Below are 20252 nucleotides of genomic sequence, written 5' to 3'. Positions count from 1 at the left end.
ATGAAAAAGCTCATGACCGCTGCTCTCGCACTGGCTGCGTCGCCTGCTTTCGCGGCGTCCGGTCCGTTCTTCTCGCTCGGTAACACCAACTTCATCGTGACGCTTGCGTTCATCGTATTTGTCGGTGTGCTCATTTACCTCAAGGTTCCGGGCACCGTTGCAAAGATGCTCGACAAGCGCGCTGAAGGCATCAAGCAAGAGCTCAGCGACGCCAAAGCGCTTCGTGAAGAAGCTCAGAGCCTCCTTGCATCTTACGAGCGCAAGCAAAAGGAAGTTCAGGAGCAGGCTGCTCGTATCGTTGCCAGCGCCAAAGAGGAAGCGAACGCTGCCGCCGAAAAGGCCAAGCAGGACATCGCAACTTCGGTTGCCCGTCGTCTCGCTTCTGCTGAAGAGCAGATTGTCAGTGCCCAAAACGCTGCAATCAAAGAAGTGCGCGATCGTGCAATCACTGTCGCAGTTGCTGCCGCTCAGGACATCATTGCAGAGCAAATGACTGCAACTGATGCCAACAAGCTCATTGACGATGCTATCGGCACCATCGAGGCAAAGCTTCACTAAGCCTAGCGTCGAAAGTCAGGAATTCGGCCCGCTCATCGAGCGGGCCTTTTCATTTGCGCTGCTCGTGATCAAAGCGCTTTTGAGCGATTGCTTCGTTCCGTTCCGCCTTACGGGCATCCTCGAGCGCCTTTTGCACATAATCCAGATGATTGGACACAGCCTCGCGCGCGGCGATCGGGTCGCGGGCCTGAAGCGCGTCGTTGATTGCCTTGTGTTGATCGAGAAGTTCGCTGCGCGTCGTGCGCTGTTTGAACATGACTTGGCGGTTATAAAACACGCCCTCGCGCAGCAGTTGATACATTGAACGCATCATGTGGAGCATGATGACGTTGTGACTGGCTTCGATAATAGCAAGGTGGAAATCCGCGTCGAGGCGGGCTTCGTCGGTTGCGTTCCGCTTGGGATGTGCGTCAACCATCTTGTGGAAAATGGTGTCGATCACCTTGAGGTCTGTATCCGTGCCGATCTTTGCGGCGCGTTCGGCCGCGAGTCCCTCCATATCGCGGCGGAACGAGATGTAATCGAACACCGCCTCGTCATGCTGGGAAAAGAGGGTGATGAGAGCCTCGGAAAAAGCGGAACCCAGAACATCGGCAACGAAGACTCCGGCGCCCACTTTGCTGATCAGCAAGCCACGTTCCTGAAGATCGGCAAGAGCCTCGCGCAGAGAGGGGCGGGACACGCCCAGCCGTTCGCTCAGCTCGCGTTCCGCAGGGAGCCGCTCTCCCGGTCTGAGAATGCCGCGAAGGATCAGGCTTTCGATTTGCCTGACGACTTCCTGAGAAAGCTTCTTTTGATTGATCTTTTCAAACGGCATGACAGGCTCCTTCAATTGGTCAAAATGTATGACCAGAGCCGCAAAAAGAAAAGGGCCGCCCGAAGGCGACCCCTGATCGGTTGATGCGTGTCGACTTACTGCGTCGGCGTGATGACGATTTCGACGCGGCGGTTCTTGGCGCGTCCTGCGTCTGTCAGGTTGTCCGCGATCGGTGCATCCTCGCCGCGTCCGACCGAGGTGATACGCGCGGGCGATACGCCAGCGTTGATCAGGACCGAGGTCACAGCTTGCGCACGGCGCTGCGAGAGCTGCTGGTTATAAGCCGCGCTGCCGGTGTTGTCGGTGTGACCGATGACCGAAACGCGGGTGTTGGGATAGCTGTTCAAGCTGCTGGCGAGCGTGAAGAGATCGGCCTGAAGACCGCCCGTGAGGGTCGCACTGTCGGTCGCAAAGAGGATATCTTGCGGCATCGACACGATAAGCTGGTTGCCGGTGTTGACGATACCGACGTTCGAGCCGAGGCTCTGGCGAAGCTCGGCTTCCTGCTTGTCGAGGATCGAGCCATAGATTGCGCCGCTCGTGCCGCCGACAATCGCCCCGATCAGAGCGCCGTCGCGGCGAGAGTTTGCGTCGTCACCGATGGCCAAGCCCGCCAAAGCGCCGAGACCTGCGCCTACAATCGCGCTTTGCTGTGCGTTACGGTTCGGATTGCTCGGATCTTGCAGGCTGCTGGTGCAGGCGGTGGTGAAAGCCAGCGCAGCGACTGCGCCGAGAAGCGTTGTTTTGGTCAATGTCATTGGTCATTCCAATCTGGGTTTTGAGCGCACTATGCGCGATTTGCTCTTCGGTTAAAGCGCAATTTGCTTTGCTATCCAATAACAGCCCAAGAGCGGCAGAGTTCCGCCGTTCGTTAGAAATCCGTTTGAGCCGCTTCATAGGCGAGAAGCGCGCGCTTCACCCCCAAGCCCCAGTGATACCCCCCAAGCTCGCCCGATTTGCGTAACGCACGATGGCAGGGAATCAGCCAGCTGATCGGATTGCGCCCGATTGCGGTGCCGACAGCTCTTACGGCGTTCGGGCTTCCGATGGCGGTGGCGACATCGGAATAGGTCGTCACATGGCCCGACGGGATATTGAGAAGCGCTTCCCAGACTTTGATCTGGAAGGGAGCGCCGACAAGGACGAGCGGCGTTTTGACAGTGGTGAGGGACCCACCGAAAGCCTGCGTCACCCAGGCTGCAAGAGCGTCAGGGCGTTCCGAAAAGGTGGCTTTGGGCCAGCGGCGGGTGAGATCCTGCATCGCGCCCTCGGGGCCCATTTCCGCCGAGAATGCCATTCCGCAAATGCCCTTGTCGGTCCCCATGACAAGCGCAGGTCCAAAGGGGCTTGGAAACCAACCGTAATGGATCACAAGTCCTGCTCCCTCTTGGGCAAAGGTCCCGGGGCTCATCGCTTCCCATCTCAGGAACAGATCGTGCAGCCTGCCTTGGCTCGTCAGGCCCGCCTCGTCCGTGGTTCTGAGGGTGGAATACCTTTGGCGGAGCAGGGCCTTTGCGTGATCGATTGCAAGGTATTCTTGGTATTTCTTGGGCGACACCCCGACCCATTTCGAAAAGACCCGCTGAAAATGCGAGGGGCTCATTCCGAGCCGCGCAGAGAGCTCTTCGAGTGAGAGGCGCGGGGCCTGATCGATGATCTCGATCGCCCGTTGAATCACTCCGAAATGATATGCTTGTTCCTGTTCCATGTGCGCAACGCTATGCCTTTACCCGAAGCGATGCGACCCGCTTCTTGCGCATTCGCACTTGTTCCATGCCAAGCGCTTGGGCATACCCGTGCCATGGCAAAGCAACTCGATTATCACACCATCCGCGAGATATTCACGCGTTTTCGCGCGGCCGAGGCCGAACCCAAGGGCGAGCTTGATCATGTCAATGCCTATACGCTTGTCGTGGCGGTTGCGCTGTCGGCGCAGGCGACCGATGCAGGGGTGAACAAAGCCACCAAAGAGCTCTTCAAGATCGCAGATACGCCCGAGAAGATGCTCGCACTTGGCGAAGAGGGGCTGACCGAACATATCAAGACGATCGGTCTTTTTCGGCAAAAGGCCAAGAACGTCATCAAGATGAGCCAGATCCTCGTCGATCAATACGGCGGCGAAGTGCCCTGTTCGCGCGCCGCGCTCCAATCTCTTCCCGGTGTGGGGCGCAAGACTGCGAATGTGGTCCTGAACATGTGGTGGAAACAGCCGGCGCAGGCGGTGGATACCCATATCTTCCGCGTCGGTAACCGCACGGGCATTGCCCCCGGCAAAGATGTGGATGCCGTCGAACGCGCAATCGAAGACCACATCCCCGCCGATTTTCAACTTCACGCACACCACTGGCTAATCCTTCATGGTCGCTATACATGCGTGGCCCGTAAACCCAAATGCGCGGCTTGTTTGATCCGCGACCTTTGCGACTTCGAGGATAAGAACCTATGAAAAACTTTCAGGTTGTCGGGATCGGCAATGCCATCGTGGACGTGCTGACCAAGGCCGATGACAGCTTTCTCGAGCTGATGGGCATCGAGAAAGGCATCATGCAGCTTGTCGAGCGGGACCGTGCCGAGATCCTCTATGGCGCAATGGAGGGCCGCACACAGGCTGCGGGCGGATCGGTTGCGAATACGCTTGCGGGGATCGGTAAACTGGGGCTGCGCACGGGGTTTGTCGGCCGCGTGCACGATGACGCCTTGGGCCGTTTTTACGCCGAAGCGATGGAGCAAGACGGCACACGCTTTGTCAATCCGCCCGTTGCAGGGGGTGAGCTTCCGACCTCGCGGTCAATGATTTTCGTCTCTCCCGATGGCGAGCGTTCGATGAACACCTATCTGGGCATTTCCGCAGAGCTGGGCCCCGACGACGTTGATCTCGACGTTGCACGCGAGGCGGAGATCGTGTTCCTCGAAGGGTATCTTTTTGACAAAGACAAGGGCAAAGAGGCGTTCATTTCGATGGCGCGGGCCTGCCGTGATGCGGGCGGCAAAGCGGGGATCGCGATTTCCGATCCCTTCTGCGTGGAACGCCATCGCGCCGACTTTTTGCGTCTCATCGAGAACGAGCTTGACTACGTGATCGGCAACGAAGACGAGATCAAGTCGCTTTGGGAAACCGATGATCTTGAGGCTGCACTGGCCAAGACCGCTGCGATCTGTCCGCTCGTCGCCTGCACCCGCTCGGGCGACGGGGTGACGATTATCGCCGGCACCGAGCGCGCCGATGTGCCCGTGGAAAAGATCGTCCCCGTGGATGCGACAGGCGCGGGAGACGGCTTTGCGGCGGGTTTCCTCTATGGACTGGCGCTTGGCCGTGATCTGGAGACCTGTGGCCGCATCGGGTGCACTGTGGCGGGCGAAGTGATCCGCCATATGGGACCGCGCGCCCAGAGCGATCTCAAAGCGCTCCTCGCCGACCAGAACCTTGTATAAAGAAAAGCCGGCATCTCGCCGGCTTTTTCATTAGTTCCCGAGTTTGGCGTGCACTTCGGCGAGGTCGATCTCGCCGATCGGCATTTTGTTTGCCGGATTCTCGAAGTCGTATTTGAACAGCAAGAAATCCTTTTTGTAGATTTCATAGACCAGATGCATCGAGAGATCGTCGAAGTAGTCTTCGACAGGGTGGAGCCGTTTCGGGCCGTGGCCTTCGCTCTCGTTGAAGCGCGGGATTTGCTTGAGGTCCACGAACTTCGGTGTGTCGATATTATCGAGCACTGATTGCATGCCTTCGTTGAATTTCTCTGTCCAGAAAATGTTGTCGTATCTCCCGCCGTTACAGATGAACGTCGAGATGTGCCCGCTCATCGCAGACCAATGGATATCAGGGTCCATGGGGCGGCGGTATTTGATGGTGTCACGCGCAAAGAGCAAAAACCGGCGGAAGGATTTGATCTGGTCGAACTCGAACCCGTTTTTCGGATCTCCGACTTCGATGCCGTATTTCTGGATCAGCAAAGGAACGAGGTTGCCGCGATAGCGTTTGCCGTTGCGTTGAATGCCGCAAATCTTGTCAAAGAAGGAAGACAGGATTCGGGTATAGGGATTGCGCACGCAGGTAAAGGCATAGGAGGTGTGCTTTTGCACATTCTCGGTGATCTTGGGCTGGCTCGCTTCGATCGACCATTTATGCATGCCGCCTTGGGCGTCGTGGATATCCCCGTCGAAAAATTTGCCGTGATCTGAATAAAACATGATCTGACCGATCGTCGAGCACGCACATTTCGGCACGACGCGGTAGACCACGCTCTCGCTTTCCGTCATCCAAGTACCGGGAAAACCCATTAAACCGCCTCCAACTTTGCAATGGTCAGGTTGAATCCTGCACTCTGCGATTGATATTTTCGTATAAAAACCAAACTTTGCCTGTTTATTCAACGGCTGTTCAGGGTATCAAGCATAAACTAAGAGCCTGAAAACCCCTTATTGTTTCTATTATGGCAAAAATCGCATTCATTCTTCTCTGTCACAAGGATCCTGATGCGATCATTTTTCAGGCGCAGCAGCTTACGGCTGTGGGTGACTTTATCTCTATCCACTTCGACGCACGAGCGCCCAGAGCCCATTTCGACAAGATAAAATCGGCTTTGGCCGACAATCCGAACGTCGCCTTTGCCAAAAAGCGAATCAAATGTGGATGGGGGGCGTGGAGCCTTGTGCAGGCGACGCTCTATGCGGTCGAAGCCGCGGTCGAGGCTTTCCCACGAGCGACCCATTTCTACATGGTGTCGGGCGACTGCATGGCAATCAAATCGGCCAAATACGCCAAACGCTTTCTCGATACCCACGATGTCGACTACATCGAGAGCTTCGATTTCTTCGAAAGCGACTGGATCAAAACGGGGATCAAAGAGGAACGCCTGATCTATCGGCATTTCTTCAACGAACGCACCCAAAAGCGCCGTTTCTATTGGTCGCTTGCCGCGCAGCAAAAGCTTGGCCTCTCGCGCAGCATTCCCACCGACATTCAGGTCCAGATCGGGAGCCAGTGGTGGTGTCTTCGTCGCCGTACCATCGAATGGATTCTCGATTTCACCCGCAAGCGCAAAGACGTCATGCGCTTCTTTGCAACCAGTTGGATTCCGGACGAAACGTTCTTTCAGACACTCGTTCGCCATCTCGTCCCCGACAAAGAGATCGAGACGCGCACACTTACGTTCCTGATGTTTACCGATTACGGCATGCCTGTGACGTTCTATAACGATCACTATGACTTGCTCTTGTCGCAGGACTGTCTCTTTGCCCGCAAAATCAGCCCTGAAGCAAAAGAGCTCAAACGGCGTCTTGGTCGCCTTTATGCATCGGGTCGTGAGGATTTCAAAATCTCGAACGAGGGGCGGAGCCTCTTCAAATTCCTGACGGGGCGTGGACGGGTCGGACGTCGCTTCACACCGCGCTTCTGGGAGGTGGAGACGTCATTGGGCCGCGAAAGAGAGCTTTTGATCGTTGCCTGTAAAAAATGGCATGTCGCAAAGCGTCTTATCGGTTCGATCAAGCATTTCACTGATATTCCCGCGCTCGATTTCCTCTTCAACGAAGAGAGCACGCCGCTCCCCGATCTTGGCGGCATCGAAAAGACGCTGGAAAAGCGGCATCGTCACCGCCGAGCGTTGATGCGTATGCTGTTCGACTACCACGAGACGGATCGCCTGATCATCTGTCTCGATACGGCAAGCCTCGATCTGATGCAGGACTTTTTCTCGGATCGGTCCAAGACCCAGCTCTTGGAGATCGATTGCGAGTTCAGCAACGAATATCTGGAAGGGCATGCCAAACGTGTCGGACTTGCGGGGGAACAGACCTCGGCAGAGGCGATGGCGCTTTTGTTGCCGACCGTTCTCAATGACGTCCTATTCGAAAGCGACCGCATCAGAGACGCGAATTTCCCCGATCACCTCAAACTTCGTGAACGGGCAACGGTCGAGGAAAATGCAGAAGTGCTTGAAGAGTTCCTGGACATCAGCAAAGACTTGGCGCGACAAATCGCTGAAACCCCTTATCTTTTTTATGACTGAGGCCTCTTATGTCTTTTGCTTACGACGATCAGAACGTTTTCGCGAAAATCCTGCGCGGTGAAATCCCGAACAAGACCGTTTACGAGAACGAGCACGCTCTTGCTTTCGAAGACATTGCGCCCCAAGCGCCGATCCATGTTCTTGTGATCCCCAAGGGCCCGTATATGAGCCTTGACCACTTCGCGATGGAGGCAAGTGCCGATGAGCAGGTCGGCTTTATGAAAGCCATTGCCGAAGTCTGCAAGATCGTCGGGGTAGAGGACGGTTTCCGCGCCATCGCAAACACGCGCGATCATGGGCATCAGGAAGTGCCGCATTTGCACGTTCACATCTGTGCAGGCAAACCGCTTGGACCGATGCTGGTCCGTTAAGGGTCACAAATCGCGGGGCACTCTGAAATCCACAAGGGTGCCCGCTTTAATTCCGCTCCAGTCGGCTTGGTCGAAGTCGATGATCGCAGTGGCGCCCGTCGGATAACGGTAAAAGTCGGGGTGATCCGGTTCATCCTCCAAAAGCGCATTCGCCAAGACCCCGATTCCGGGGTTATGGGCGATCACCTGCACGGTTGCCGATTGGACGGTGCCGAGAAGGGCGAGGATGTCCTCTGGTTCGGCAAGATAAAGCGCGTCGAGAACCTTGATTGCGGGCGCGTGATCATAGCCCAATCCACGAAGTGTTTCTTGCGTTCGGGTGGCCGACGAACAGAGCACCTCTTGCGGCTCGTATCCCATCGACTTGATCCATGCGCCGATCTTGGGTGCATCGGCCTTGCCCCGCCCGTTCAGGCTTCGGTCTTTGTCGTCAAGCGCGGGGTTGCCCCAGTCGGACTTTGCGTGACGCGTCAGGATCAGGCGGAGTGTCATCTGTGAAAATAACTCATGTGATGCGCGGATTGTTCGGAGAGTCGGTTTGTTCCGGCGGGGCACGCACGGCGCGCACGGCAGCCGTTGGAGAGACAGTCCCGACCTTCGGAACTGTCAAGGAAGGCGTGGCATTTAGGCACGTCATAACCGTTCGGCCCCATTGCTCCCACGGGACAGGACGTAGTGCAGGGCTGCGCACAGCCCGCGCAGGGCGAGGGGACATATTCGGAGGCGATCCGCTCCGAAAGCGCGATTGCGCCCCGAAATGAAGTGAAAAGTCCTGCGCGTTGCGATGTCAAAAGCGCAACGGGTGACACATGAACCTCGCCGCCGTCGATCGCCCATGTGTAAAACGGGTGATAGGGCGGGCCGCCAAACGGAAAGAAGGGCTCTCCATCCAGCCGTAGCGCCATTTCGGATATGACCCGTAACGACCACCGGTCGAGCGGATCGGGTGTGCCGTCACGTGCCTCGGCCGATTTTTGAACATGTGCCCAAAACAAAGGTTCCAGAGGCGACAGGAGAATCAAAGAAGCCGCCCCGTTCGGGAGCGGCTTTTCAACGGTTGCTTGGACAACGCCCGAAATCGTCAAACCTTCTGCATTTGCAAGGGCTTCGATTTCGGCGCGCTGCATTGTCATCCCCGACGCGGCTTTACACGGCTCTCGGTCGAGCGAATGATCGACCCTGCGCCATGCTCGGTGAAGAGTTCGAGAAGGCTTGCATTCGGAAGGCGTCCATCAAGGATCACAACCGCCCGAACGCCTTCTTCGATTGCCGCAAGCGCGGTTTCTGTTTTGGGGATCATACCGCCGGCGATGACGCCGCGTTCGATCATATCGCGGACCTGATCGGGCGAAAGCTGGGTCACGACTTCTCCGGTTTCGTCTTTGACGCCCGGAACATCGGTCAAAAGAAGCAGACGGTCGGCCTTGAGCGCGCCGGCAATGGCGCCTGCGGCCGTGTCGCCGTTGACGTTGAAGGTCTCGTTCGGCTGCATCCCCGTTGCAACGGGCGCGATGACCGGAATGATGCCTGCATTAAAGAGATCGTGCAAAACCTGAACATTCATCTCGACAGGTTTACCGACAAAGCCCAGTTCGGGATCATCCGCCTCACAGACCATCAGGTCGTCATCCTTGCCCGAAAGACCGACCGCACGGCCGCCTTCGTCCATAATCGCCTGAACGATGCGTTTGTTGACGAGACCCGTCAGCACCATTTCGACGACTTCGACGGTGGCCTTATCGGTCACGCGCTTGCCGCGCACGAACTCGGACTTGATGCCCAGACGACCGAGAAGGTCGTTGATCATAGGGCCGCCGCCGTGAACGACCACGGGGTTAAGACCGACCTGACGCATCAGAACGACGTCGCGGGCAAAGTCGGCCATGGCCTCGTCGTCACCCATCGCGTTGCCGCCGAACTTGATCACCACGATCGCGCCGGAATAGCGCTGGAGATAGGGAAGAGCCTCCGACAATGTGCGGGCGGTGGCGATCCAGTCACGGTTCATATTCTGCTTCCTCACGGTCCTGCCTTTCCAAATAGGCTTTAGTCGATGTTTGCGATGATGGCCCGAAGCGTCGAGACGCCATCCCCCTTTTCGGAAGAGGTGATGATGATTTCGGGGAATGCAGCGGGGTGCCGACGAAGGGCCTCGCGCGTGCGCGCAAGCGATTCTTCGCGCTCCGAGGCTTTGACCTTGTCCATCTTGGTCATGACCACCTGAAAGGTCACAGCCGATTTGTCGAGCAGCGTCATGATTTCTTCGTCCACGGCTTTGGCTCCGTGGCGCGAGTCGATGAGAACGAAAACACGCCGAAGGGTCGGGCGCCCCGAAAGATATTGTTTCAAAAGGCGTTGCCATTTTTCCACCACTGCGACAGGCGCGTTGGCAAAGCCGTATCCCGGAAGGTCGACGAGATAGTGCTCATCCCCCACGGTGAAAAAGTTGATCTCTTGCGTGCGTCCCGGCGTGTTGGACGCACGGGCGAGATTCTTGCGGCCCGTCAGCGCATTGATCAGGCTTGATTTGCCCACGTTCGAGCGCCCCGCAAAGCAAACTTCGATCCGGTCCGCGGGGGGCATGCCGTTCATGGCGACCACACCCTTGAGGAACTCTACGGGACCCGCAAAGAGAAGCCGCCCCGTTTCAAGGCTTGCATCATCGGGAGTTTCGACTTCTGGAAAATGTAACTGCATGTGACCTGTATATCAGATGCGCAAAGCGCTCGCCCATAGGAAAACCGCCCCGAAATCGGGGCGGTGATCTGTTTTACTTTTTCGCTTCGGCCGGTTTGCGCCGGAAGGTCGCGAGGATGTTTCCGAAGACATCCGGCTTGTGGCCGTGGCTGCGCATGATCGTATACTGCTGCAGGAAGGTGATCGTGTTGTTGGTGATCCAGTAGAGCACAAGACCACTGGCAAACGATCCGAGCATGAACATGAAGACCCAAGGCATCCACGCAAAGATCATCTTTTGAGCAGGATCGGTGGGCGCGGGATTCAGCTTTTGCTGGAGCCACATCGAAATGCCGAGGAGGATCGGGAGAATGCCGAGCGAGAAGATAAAGAAGATGCTTCCCGGTTCGGGGGTCGCCCAGTTGAACAGCCCGAAGAGGTTGAGGATAGACGACGGATCGGGTGCCGAGAGGTCGCGAATCCAACCAAGCCACTCTGCATGGCGAAGTTCGATTGTGACGAAAATCACTTTGTAGAGCGAGAAGAAGATCGGGATCTGGATCAGGATCGGAAGGCAACCCGAAGCGGGGTTCACTTTGTTGTCCTTGTAGAGCTTCATCATCCCTTGCTGGAGAGCGGCGCGATCATCGCCGACACGCTCTTTGAGCTTTTCCATCTCGGGCTGAAGCTCTTTCATGCGGGCCATAGACACATAGGACTTGTAAGCCAGCGGTAGAACCAATGCCTTGAGGATGATGGTCAGCGCCACGATGGACCAACCCATGTTGCCGATACCCGCATTGAGCGTGTGAAGCAGCCAGAAAATCGGCTTTGTCAGGAAGAAGAACCAGCCCCAATCGATCGAGTCGATAAACCCGTCGACATCGTCATTGTTCTGGTACTCGCGGATGGTCTCCCACTCCTTTGCCCCGACAAAGAGACGGGTATCGACCGATGTAGACGATCCTGCAGAAATCGTGTGGACCGGCTGGACAGCCTCGGCTTGGTAGAGGTCGCGGCTTTCGAAATACTTCGAGACCGAGCGGAACGGCGTATCCTGCGCGGGAATGATCGTCGTCATCCAATAGTGGTCGGTGTAACCGATCCAGCCTTTTTCGGCGACTTCGATGCGTTCTGCCTGGGTTTGGTCAAGCTCGCTCAGGTCGTATTTGCGGATGTTCTTATACTTGGTCTGTTCAAGAACACCGTCCGACATGCGCACAAGGCCTTCGTGAAGAACGAAGAAATTCTTGAGCCCGTCGGGTTCGGTCACGCGGCGCAAAAGACCATAGGGACGCAGCGCGATTTGCGCGCCCGATGCGTTTTCGACCGACTGCGAGATCGTAAACATAAAGTTTTCATCGACCGAATAGGTCTGACGGAATGTCTGGCCTGCGCCGTTTTCCCAAACAAGGGTCACGGGCGTGCTCGGGGTGAGCTTGTCCCCCGCTTCGATCGACCAGAGCGTATCCGGGCCGGGGACGGCATCGCCGGCGATACCTTCGGCTGCAGCCCAACCAAAGGCCGCGTAATAGGCGTCGTTCTCGCCAACGGGACGCAAGAGACGCACGGTCTCGGAGTCCTCGTCGAGGGTGAGCGTGTATTTGCTCAGGTAAATGTCGTCGATGCGACCGCCGAGAAGCGAGATCGAACCAGCAAGGTTGTCGGTCTCGATCTGGACGCGGGGTGCTTCGGAGACGGTGGCTTCGCCATCGGTTGCCGTGGTCGCAGCCGTTTCGACAGCCGGAGTCGCATCTACAATGGTTTGCTCTGTGGCAACAGCCGGATCAACCGTGTTTGCCGTGTCTTCTGGTGGGAATAGCCAGAACCATACAAGGATCACGACAAAGCTGAGCGCTGTCGCGAAGATTAGGTTCTTGTTCTGATCGTCCATCTGAACCGCCGTTTTCGCGTTGGAAATGATACGGCGGTTCAATAGGTCAAGGCTCCAAAGGTCAAGCGGTTTTCAGTGAAAAAAGCCTCTTTGGCGCCATTGTCGGCGCAGTTGTGAACTTATGTCGCCCTCAGTCGCGGACGATGCGCGGCCAGATGTGACCTGATCCAGGTCTCGGTCTCTTCCTTGGGCATGGGTCTTGCGATACCGAAGCCTTGGATATGGCCACAGCCCAACGCGCCGAGCATTTCATGTTCGCCTGCGGTCTCCACACCCTCTGCCAGTGTTTCAAGCCCGAGCCGTTCGGCCATCGTGAGGATCGCCGCTACCATTTTTTGTTGCTCGGCGTCCTGATCGATGCGCGTGACGAAGCTTCTGTCGATTTTGATCCGCTCGATACTGTAGCGGCGAATCGACGTGATCGAAGCGTGTCCCGTCCCAAAGTCATCAAGGTCCAGACGACATCCGAGTTCGGCAAGTCTGGACAGGTTCTGGATCACGAGATCGTCCTCGTGATCGGCGACTACGGTTTCGAGAACTTCGACCGCAAGACGGCAAGGTTCCAGCGTGAAGCGATCCAGCTCCTGCCTGATCTTGTCTACAAGGCCCGGGTCCCTGAGTTCCGTGTTGGAAAAGTTCACACCGATGCGCGGCACATAAAGTCCGCTCCGGTCCCACTCGTGAAGAGCACCAAGTGCGTCGCGGACCATGACCTCTGCCAGTTTGTCCATGAGTCCCGCTTCTTCCAGAGCGGGGAGAAATTCGATCGGCGGGATCAGCCCGCGTTCAGGATGTTTCCAACGTGCCAGCGCCTCAAGGCCTGTGAGTTCGCCGAATTTCGTGCCGACTTGCGGCTGGAAGAATGCTCGAACTTCCCCGCGCTCCATGGCGCCGCTGACCTGTGCAATCAGATCGCTGCGACTGGTGATCCGCGTCTGCATTGCCTCGGAATAGCTTCGGATCGCGCCCGGGCCGTGACGCTGGGCCTCGATCAAAGCGGTTGTGGCGGCTTGAAGGATCTTTTCCCCCGAAGGTGCGGGGAGGCGCGACGCAAGACAGAATCCGGCCGAGGCCGTCAGATAGACATTCGCCCCATCGATCGGAATCGGAGCAGCGATCGCTTGTTGGATTCGCGAGGAAAGCTGGATCGCGGCTTCGAGGTTCAACCGTCGAATGGGCGAGAGCAGAACCCCGAAGACCGCGCCATCAAGCCGGACCGCGGCGTCGGTTTCCCGCACGGTTGCACAGATACGCTCGGCCACGATGCGCAACATCAACTCGACCGAGGGCCGCGAGTGCTTTTCCTCGATCACGCGAAAGCGGTCGATTTCAAAAACAATTGCGCCCGTCGCAAACCCTTTGCGGGCAGAGGTGGCGAGCGTTTCGTCAAGCCGTCTGATCGCACAATCGCGCAGCATCAAACCCGTGAGCCAGTCTTTGCTTGGCTCTTCGGTCTTTTTGCTCAGTGGCCCCAAAGCGAGCGCGGCGGGAAATGCGACGGCTGTCGCCGTTGCGCCGGTTGCTCCGCCCAAGGCAAAGGCTACACCGATTCCGGCAGGCATGCTCGCAAGGAGCGCAAGCCGTTTGTTTCGCGGCGTATTGAGCCGACGCATACCTTCCAAAAGGCGGTTCCGAGTGCTTTGCATAATCCGATTTCCCATAGCCCCAACCAAAAGTGACAGGGACAAAGTAGGAACATCAGGCTGACATAGGCGTTAACGCAGGTCGGGAATATCGCTCGAATTGTCACGATCTTTGGGGCTCAGCTCGAGCCCTTTGAAATCGAACAGGTTGGGGTCCAAAAGATGCGAGGGACGCGCGTTCATCAAGGCGCGGAACATCACCTGACGGCGACCGGGGCGGTTCTTTTCCCAACCGTCCAGAATGCCTTTGACCTGTTGCCGCTGAAGCCCGTCTTGCGAGCCGCAAAGATCACAAGGAATAATCGGGTAATTCATTGATTTGGCGAACTTCTCACAGTCCTCTTCGGCCACATGCGCAAGCGGGCGATAGACAAAGAGATCGCCTTCTTCGTTGACCAGTTTGGGCGGCATCGTCGCAAGACGCCCACCATGGAACAGGTTCATAAAGAATGTTTCGAGAATATCGTCGCGGTGATGGCCGAGCACCACGGCAGAACAGCCCTCCTCGCGCGCGATGCGATAGAGATTGCCGCGGCGCAGACGCGAACACAGGGCGCAATAGGTGCGACCTTCGGGGACTTTGTCCTTAACGATGGAATAGGTGTCTTCGTATTCGATCCGATGCGGAACACCCATCTTTTCAAGGAATTCAGGAAGCACGGTTGCAGGAAAGCCCGGTTGCCCCTGATCGAGATTGCAGGCAAGCAGCTCCACAGGCAGAAGCCCGCGCCATTTGAGCTCGTACAGGATCGCGAGCATCGTATAGCTGTCTTTTCCGCCCGAAAGGCAAACAAGCCAACGGGCATCGCGCTCGACCATCCCGTATTGCTCGATCGCTTCGCGCACGTTTTGAACAATGCGTTTGCGAAGCTTTTTGAACTCGGTGGTCTTGGGCGCGCCGTGAAAGAGCGGGTGGATATCGTCGCAATCGTCAAGCATGAGCGTGCTTTAGTCCTCATGAGGGTTTGCAGCAAGAAACCTTTTGGCCGCGGCCATGGTTCGGGGTCAATGTCGGCGGGTCTTGTCCGGAACAGGATCATACCCCGAGCCGCCGAGCGGATGGCACCGACCGATGCGTCTTAGGGTGAGATAGGTGCCTTTGAACGCGCCGTGCTTTTCAAGCGCTTCGAGAGAATAGGCCGAGCAAGTCGGCTGAAAACGGCAGCCATGTCCCACCCAAGGCGAAAACAAAAGCCGATAGGCCCGCACGGGGAGCGCGAGGAGATGCGCAAGCGGGCTCATTCATGCACCTTGCGGAGCGCAAAGCGGAGGTCTTTCTGAAGCAGGACGAAATCGCGTGTGGCGGTCGCGTCTTTGCGCCCGACGAGGACATAGTCCCATCCCGCTTTTCCCGCGTCACTGAGAACAAGCCGCGCGATTTCCCGCAGACGGCGCTTTGCGCGGTTGCGCGCCACAGCATTGCCGACCTTTTTCGAGCAGGTGAAGCCGACGCGAAACGGGGCGCTGTCCTCACGGAATCGCGCTTGGAGCAAGAACGCAGGTGTGCCTTGCTTGCGGGCGTTCGAAGCCCGCACGAAATCAGCCCGTTTTTTTATGACCGGAGGAAGAGCAAAAACCGCCTGAGGTAAAGCCTCGGCGGTTTCGACTTTTTCCGTTTCCAGCGAGGTCATCCGACCGCGCGGAGCGCTTAGGCGCTCAGAACCTTGCGGCCGCGTGCGCGACGAGCGTTCAGGATCTTACGGCCATTTTTGGTAGCCATACGAGCACGGAAGCCGTGACGGTTCTTGCGAACTCGGTTCGAGGGTTGGAACGTGCGCTTCATCGCGTTCTCTCCGAATAACTGCGGGCCGAACCGCATTATGCGGGATTCGAGGCCAATGAACTTTTCGAAGCCCTGCCATAGAGGGGGCCTCGATCCATGTCAACGTGTCCGAACCGTGGTTTTTAGAAAAACTCGGAAAACTCGCGCTGAAACATCGGGTCAATCCCTCGTGACAGGGCTACCACCTTTCCTCTGGATAGGCCATCTAGGGGTTGAAGCCAATGAGAGCGCCCAGATGCCTGCATATTTCCCCAAATGGTTGCCCCTCGCGGGAATCGCTTTTGTCGCCGTCGCGGGGGCCTTTTTACTGCGCGATGTCCTGACCTTCGAAGTGCTCCAGCAAAACCGTTCGGCGCTTCTCGCCTTTCGCGACGAGAACTATCTTCTTACGGCGCTTGCCCTGATCGGGTTCTATATCGGCCTTGTGACGTTTTCCTTGCCCGGTGCGACGTTGGCAACGCTGACCGGCGGGTTCCTGTTCGGCGTCTTTCCGGGTGTGCTGTTCAACATGACGGGCGCGACCATCGGCGCGGTGCTGATCTTTCTGGCGGCGCGGCGCGGTTTCGGGGAACGCCTTGCGGCAAGGATGGACGCGAGCTCGGGGTTGATTCAAAGGCTCAAGGGCGGGATAGACCGCAATCAGTGGGAGATGCTCTTTCTCATCCGTTTGATGCCTGTCGTGCCGTTTTTCGTCGCCAATCTTCTTCCCGCTCTGATGGCTGTTCCCCTTTATCGTTTTGTCGTCACGACCTTTTTGGGAATCATGCCGGGCGCCTTGGTCTATACCTCGGTCGGCGCAGGGCTTGGGGAAGTCTTCAATCGCGGGGAAACCCCCGATCTGGGTGTGATCTTTGCGCCGCAAATTCTCTTGCCGATTCTGGGGCTCTGTGCGCTTGCGGTCCTGCCGATCGTGATCAAGTCCCTTCGGGGCGGAAAGGTCATCTGAATGAAAACGATTTCCACGGATATTTGTGTCATCGGCGCAGGCTCGGGCGGGCTTTCCGTTGCTGCGGGCGCGGTTCAGATGGGTGCGCGGGTCGTTTTGATCGAGGGCCACGAAATGGGGGGCGATTGTCTCAATTTCGGCTGCGTGCCCTCCAAGGCGCTGATCTGGGCCGCCAATCAAACCCCGCCACTGGAATTTGCAGCCGCCAAAGATCACGTCAAAGCAACCATCGAAACGATCGCCCCAGTGGACTCGCAGGATCGGTTCGAAGGGCTGGGGTGCACCGTCATTCGGGACTATGCCCGTTTCGAGACCCCCAAAACCGTGATCGCAGGGGACACACGGATCAAGGCGCGCCGCTTTGTCATTGCAACGGGCTCATCCCCTTTCGTGCCGCCCATCGATGGGTTGCGCGATGTTCCTTTTTTCACCAACGAGACGATTTTCGATCTGCGCGATAGGCCTGAGCACCTTGTCATCATAGGCGGCGGCCCGATCGGTATGGAAATGGCCCAAGCGCATCGTCGGCTGGGCTGCCGCGTCAGTCTGGTCGAAGCGGGAGAAGTTCTCGCAAACGAAGACCCCGAATGTCGCGCTCTTGTGCGCCAAAGCCTGATAGATGATGGCGTCGAGATTTTCGAACAGACGAAGGTCACACGCGTATCCGGCAAAGAAGGTGCCGTCGAAGTGCACGGCGAAGAACACGTTATCCGCGGCACCCATCTTCTTGTGGCGGTCGGAAGACGCGTGAATGTTGACAAGCTTGATCTTGCGGCGGGCGGCGTTGAATTCGATCCCAAGGGGGTCAAGGTCGATGCGGGGCTTCGCTCGGTGTCCAACCGCCGTGTCTATGCCATCGGTGATGTTGCGGGGGGGATGCAATTCACCCATGTCGCGGGCTACCATGCGGGCGTCATCATCCGGTCCATGCTGTTCGGTTTGCCTGCCAAGGCCTCTCACGCGCATATCCCGCGTGCCACCTATACCCACCCCGAACTCGCGCAAATCGGCCCGAAAGAATCGGAGGCCCGCGAAATACACGGTGACAAGCTCGAAGTTGTCCGATTCGACTACGAACACATTGACCGCGCTATCGCCACAAAACGCACCAACGGTTTTATCAAGGTCATGATCGTCAAGGGACGCCCCATCGGTGTTTCGATCGTCGGGGCGGATGCAGGCGAAATGATCGGTGTCTGGGCGCTTGCCATCGCGAACAAGCTTAAAATGTCGGCGATAGCGGGGATGGTTTTGCCATATCCTACACTCGGAGAGATTAACAAACGCGCTGCGGGAACCTATTTCTCTCCTAGGCTCTTTGAGAGCAATATGGTCAAAACAATCGTGCGCTGGGTGCAAAGGCTGCTTCCCTAACCACGTGGAGGCAAAATGTTTAACTCGCTCTCGGGGCGATTTCTGATCCTGACGACGGTCTTTGTCATGCTGGCAGAGGTGCTGATCTTTGTGCCTTCTGTTGCGCGCTATCGTCAGGACTACCTTTTGCTGCGTCTCGAACGCGCCCAGATAGCCTCTCTTGCGCTTCTGGCCGAAGATATGATCTCGGAAGATCTCGAGGCGGAACTTCTTGCCAACGCAGGTGTGTTCAACGTGGTGCTTCGGCGTGACGAAGTGCGGCAACTTGCGCTTTCGTCTCCGATCCCGAAGCCTGTCGAGGCAAGCTATGATCTGCGCGATCCATCGGCATGGAGCTTGATCGTCGATGCGCTGGCGACCTTGGTCCAGAGCGGTGATCCGATCATCCGCGTGATCGGCAATCCTGTTCAGGACGGTGGTCTCTTGATCGAAGTCACGATGGAACAGGCGCCTCTTAGGCTCGCCATGCTGGACTATGGTGTGAACATCCTCGCGCTCTCTGCTGTGATTTCGATCATCACGGCGCTTTTGCTGTTTCTTGCGGTGCGCGCCTTTCTCGTGTCGCCGATAAAGGGCGTGATCCGTCATATGAAAAGCTATGCCGAGGCCCCCGAGGACGCGCGGCGGATCATCGAACCTTCGGCTGGCGTGATCGAATTACGGGATGCGGAAATCGCGCTGCAGAGCCTTCAGACACAGCTTACCGCCGCGCTCAAACAGCGCGAGCGTCTTGCTCAATTGGGTGAGGGGGTCGCGAAAGTCAGCCATGATCTGCGCAATATCCTAACGTCGGCCCAGCTTTTCGTGGATCGGATCGAAGCATCGGAGGACCCCGCTGTTCAACGTCTTGCGCCCAAGCTTGTGAATTCGATCACCCGCGCGGTGAACCTGTGCGAGACCACCTTGGCCTTTGGCAAGGCGCAAGAGCCGCCACCTGCCTTGCAACGTTTGAGCCTCGCGCGGCTTGTCGCGGATGTCATCGACGGAGAGCGTTTGGCCGCAGGGGGGTATGATCTCTCCTTTTCCGAGGATATCCCCGCAGGCATGATCGTGCGCGCGGACAACGAACAGCTTTACCGCGTGATCTCGAACCTCGTGCGCAACGCCCGTCAGGCGATCATGGCGACGGGCAAATCAGGCGAGATCAATATTCATGCCGAAGAGACGGATCGGGCTTGGTATATCGGTGTCACAGATACGGGGCCGGGTCTGCCCAAACGCGCACAGGAAAACCTGTTTCGCGCGTTTCAGGGGGGCGTCGCCAAGGGCGGCTCGGGGCTTGGGTTGGCGATCGCCGCAGAACTGGTGCGTGGACACGGCGGAACCCTTGATCTGATCCGCACAGATCAGAGCGGAACCGAGTTTGGAATCACTCTCCCCAAGACTGAAATCTCTGGCCTTTGAAAATAAAAGAAAAAAACTTTCATTTTCGCTCTTGCAAACCTTTGGGCCTAGGGATAGATCACCCTCACTCTAGCGCGGACTGGTAGCTCAGTTGGATAGAGTACTTGACTACGAATCAAGGGGTCGGGGGTTCGAATCCTCCCCAGTCCGCCATTTCCCAAAATCTCCGAATTGAGTAACGCCTTCGGGCGTGGGTGCGCGATGCAACGCGCTTGTTTGTGCTTCTGGCGATGTTTTGGGGACATCAATTACATTGCCGATAGGTGTAGTCGCCGTATTCGATCCAATGTTGATTACCGTCCTCAAAGACCAGCATCTCGCCACCGTTGTCGAGCAAAAGCGCTTTGACGAACCCCTCGGGGGCGGGTTCGTTGCTACCGAACCATGAATAGGCGGTTATGCCTTCTTCGCGACGGAACGTCTTCTCTCCTGTGAGCGTGTTCTCTTCTGAAATGTGGACGAAAATGCTTTCCTGTCGTCGCCCGTCGCTGCCGTATTCGATCACCCGCTTGATTGCGCCACCGCCGCAATAGACGCGTCCTTCCGGCGCTTCGATCCTCTGTGTGCTTGTGCAGGAGGCTGCGAAGGCAAGCGCGAAAAAGGCACTCCCGAATTTTGCGAGACGGTAAAGGTTCATCGAACTCATATTCCCCAACTGCTTCGGTGAAATGCTGATCCCGAAGGCATCGCGAGTCAAAAGCATTTTCCAGCCCGCTCTTTTTGCGGACCTTGTTGTTCGCCGAGACAGAGGATTTCAACCGAGTTCAGGATGACA

23 protein-coding genes and 1 tRNA gene are annotated in these 20252 nt (G+C 57.2%); 9 read left to right on the top strand and 15 right to left on the bottom strand.

The window, feature by feature from the left end; translation table 11 throughout:
- Window positions 1–558 carry a F0F1 ATP synthase subunit B gene (locus QQG91_RS12415; protein ID WP_285770540.1) on the top strand — a complete coding sequence of 186 codons (558 nt, stop codon included), beginning with the start codon at window positions 1–3 and terminating at the stop codon, window positions 556–558.
- Between the two features lie 49 nt (window positions 559–607).
- On the opposite strand, the gene QQG91_RS12410 is transcribed toward QQG91_RS12415, so the two are convergent.
- From QQG91_RS12410 to QQG91_RS12400, 3 genes are all read right to left on the bottom strand, one after another.
- Complete coding sequence (locus QQG91_RS12410) at window positions 608–1375, bottom strand: FadR/GntR family transcriptional regulator (protein WP_285770539.1); 768 nt, start codon at window positions 1373–1375, stop codon at window positions 608–610.
- 95 nt (window positions 1376–1470) lie between these two features.
- The gene (locus QQG91_RS12405) at window positions 1471–2133 is read right to left on the bottom strand and encodes a YiaD family glycine zipper/OmpA-like lipoprotein (protein WP_285770538.1); all 663 of its coding nucleotides are present in this window, start codon (window positions 2131–2133) and stop codon (window positions 1471–1473) included.
- Window positions 2134–2246: 113 nt separating this feature from the next.
- Window positions 2247–3083 carry a methylated-DNA--[protein]-cysteine S-methyltransferase gene (locus QQG91_RS12400; RefSeq protein WP_285770537.1) on the bottom strand — a complete coding sequence of 279 codons (837 nt, stop codon included), beginning with the start codon at window positions 3081–3083 and terminating at the stop codon, window positions 2247–2249.
- Window positions 3084–3176: 93 nt separating this feature from the next.
- Between QQG91_RS12400 and nth the strand changes: the two genes are divergently transcribed.
- Together nth and QQG91_RS12390 are read left to right on the top strand one after the other, a co-directional pair.
- Window positions 3177–3821 carry an endonuclease III gene (gene nth / locus QQG91_RS12395; RefSeq protein WP_285770536.1) on the top strand — a complete coding sequence of 215 codons (645 nt, stop codon included), beginning with the start codon at window positions 3177–3179 and terminating at the stop codon, window positions 3819–3821.
- Window positions 3818–4807 carry an adenosine kinase gene (locus QQG91_RS12390; RefSeq protein WP_285770535.1) on the top strand — a complete coding sequence of 330 codons (990 nt, stop codon included), beginning with the start codon at window positions 3818–3820 and terminating at the stop codon, window positions 4805–4807. Before nth ends, QQG91_RS12390 begins: the two co-directional genes overlap by 4 nt.
- Before the next feature lie 30 nt (window positions 4808–4837).
- Here QQG91_RS12390 and QQG91_RS12385 read toward each other — a convergent pair whose 3' ends face one another.
- A complete protein-coding gene (locus QQG91_RS12385) occupies window positions 4838–5656 on the bottom strand; it encodes a sulfotransferase family protein (RefSeq protein WP_285770534.1) in 819 nt (272 codons plus the stop codon).
- A gap of 152 nt (window positions 5657–5808) precedes the next feature.
- Here QQG91_RS12385 and QQG91_RS12380 point away from each other — a divergent pair, with 152 nt between their 5' ends.
- Both QQG91_RS12380 and QQG91_RS12375 read left to right on the top strand, forming a co-directional pair.
- Window positions 5809–7386, top strand: coding sequence for a DUF5928 domain-containing protein (locus QQG91_RS12380; protein ID WP_285770533.1), 1578 nt, complete (start codon window positions 5809–5811; stop codon window positions 7384–7386).
- Window positions 7387–7394: 8 nt separating this feature from the next.
- Window positions 7395–7757 (top strand): HIT domain-containing protein, encoded by a 363-nt coding sequence (locus QQG91_RS12375; RefSeq protein ID WP_285770532.1) that lies wholly within the window; start codon window positions 7395–7397, stop codon window positions 7755–7757.
- Window positions 7758–7760: 3 nt separating this feature from the next.
- Here QQG91_RS12375 and QQG91_RS12370 read toward each other — a convergent pair whose 3' ends face one another.
- The 10 genes from QQG91_RS12370 to rpmH all read right to left on the bottom strand — a co-directional run bounded on the left by QQG91_RS12370 (window position 7761) and on the right by rpmH (window position 15753).
- Entirely contained in the window at window positions 7761–8249 is a 489-nt protein-coding gene (locus QQG91_RS12370; protein WP_285770531.1) for a SixA phosphatase family protein, read from the bottom strand.
- Window positions 8246–8884 carry a ferredoxin gene (locus tag QQG91_RS12365; RefSeq protein WP_285770530.1) on the bottom strand — a complete coding sequence of 213 codons (639 nt, stop codon included), beginning with the start codon at window positions 8882–8884 and terminating at the stop codon, window positions 8246–8248. Before QQG91_RS12365 ends, QQG91_RS12370 begins: the two co-directional genes overlap by 4 nt.
- 2 nt (window positions 8885–8886) lie before the next feature.
- A complete protein-coding gene (gene argB, locus QQG91_RS12360) occupies window positions 8887–9765 on the bottom strand; it encodes an acetylglutamate kinase (protein ID WP_285770529.1) in 879 nt (292 codons plus the stop codon).
- A gap of 38 nt (window positions 9766–9803) precedes the next feature.
- Window positions 9804–10454: a ribosome biogenesis GTP-binding protein YihA/YsxC gene (gene yihA / locus QQG91_RS12355; RefSeq protein ID WP_285770528.1), complete on the bottom strand. Its 651-nt coding sequence runs from the start codon at window positions 10452–10454 to the stop codon at window positions 9804–9806.
- 73 nt (window positions 10455–10527) lie between these two features.
- Window positions 10528–12327: a membrane protein insertase YidC gene (gene yidC, locus QQG91_RS12350; protein WP_285772353.1), complete on the bottom strand. Its 1800-nt coding sequence runs from the start codon at window positions 12325–12327 to the stop codon at window positions 10528–10530.
- Window positions 12328–12446: 119 nt separating this feature from the next.
- Window positions 12447–13973 carry a putative bifunctional diguanylate cyclase/phosphodiesterase gene (locus QQG91_RS12345; protein ID WP_285770527.1) on the bottom strand — a complete coding sequence of 509 codons (1527 nt, stop codon included), beginning with the start codon at window positions 13971–13973 and terminating at the stop codon, window positions 12447–12449.
- Between the two features lie 69 nt (window positions 13974–14042).
- A complete protein-coding gene (gene ttcA / locus QQG91_RS12340) occupies window positions 14043–14909 on the bottom strand; it encodes a tRNA 2-thiocytidine(32) synthetase TtcA (protein ID WP_285770526.1) in 867 nt (288 codons plus the stop codon).
- A 66-nt stretch (window positions 14910–14975) separates the two neighbouring features.
- On the bottom strand, window positions 14976–15212 hold the full coding sequence (yidD, locus tag QQG91_RS12335) for a membrane protein insertion efficiency factor YidD (RefSeq protein ID WP_285770525.1): 237 nt from the start codon (window positions 15210–15212) through the stop codon (window positions 14976–14978).
- The gene (rnpA, locus tag QQG91_RS12330; protein WP_285770524.1) at window positions 15209–15601 is read right to left on the bottom strand and encodes a ribonuclease P protein component; all 393 of its coding nucleotides are present in this window, start codon (window positions 15599–15601) and stop codon (window positions 15209–15211) included. The genes yidD and rnpA overlap by 4 nt, the downstream gene beginning before the upstream one ends.
- Window positions 15602–15618: 17 nt before the next feature.
- A complete protein-coding gene (rpmH, locus tag QQG91_RS12325) occupies window positions 15619–15753 on the bottom strand; it encodes a 50S ribosomal protein L34 (protein ID WP_068289071.1) in 135 nt (44 codons plus the stop codon).
- A gap of 235 nt (window positions 15754–15988) precedes the next feature.
- Between rpmH and QQG91_RS12320 the strand changes: the two genes are divergently transcribed.
- The 4 genes from QQG91_RS12320 to QQG91_RS12305 all read left to right on the top strand — a co-directional run bounded on the left by QQG91_RS12320 (window position 15989) and on the right by QQG91_RS12305 (window position 19630).
- The gene (locus QQG91_RS12320) at window positions 15989–16699 is read left to right on the top strand and encodes a TVP38/TMEM64 family protein (protein WP_285770523.1); all 711 of its coding nucleotides are present in this window, start codon (window positions 15989–15991) and stop codon (window positions 16697–16699) included.
- Window positions 16700–18073 (top strand): dihydrolipoyl dehydrogenase family protein, encoded by a 1374-nt coding sequence (locus QQG91_RS12315; RefSeq protein WP_285770522.1) that lies wholly within the window; start codon window positions 16700–16702, stop codon window positions 18071–18073.
- A 15-nt stretch (window positions 18074–18088) separates the two neighbouring features.
- Window positions 18089–19477: a sensor histidine kinase gene (locus QQG91_RS12310; protein WP_285770521.1), complete on the top strand. Its 1389-nt coding sequence runs from the start codon at window positions 18089–18091 to the stop codon at window positions 19475–19477.
- Window positions 19478–19553: 76 nt separating this feature from the next.
- A tRNA-Arg gene (locus QQG91_RS12305) sits at window positions 19554–19630 on the top strand.
- Window positions 19631–19721: 91 nt separating this feature from the next.
- On the opposite strand, the gene QQG91_RS12300 is transcribed toward QQG91_RS12305, so the two are convergent.
- Window positions 19722–20180: a hypothetical protein gene (locus QQG91_RS12300; RefSeq protein ID WP_285770520.1), complete on the bottom strand. Its 459-nt coding sequence runs from the start codon at window positions 20178–20180 to the stop codon at window positions 19722–19724.
- Window positions 20181–20252: the final 72 nt, after the last annotated feature.

Origin of the sequence: Marivivens sp. LCG002 (genome assembly GCF_030264275.1) — a bacterium.
In the GTDB taxonomy this organism is placed as follows: Bacteria; Pseudomonadota; Alphaproteobacteria; order Rhodobacterales; family Rhodobacteraceae; genus Marivivens.
The sequence above is the reverse complement of the archived record's forward strand: the minus strand, read 5'-3'. Positions and strand labels throughout refer to the sequence as shown.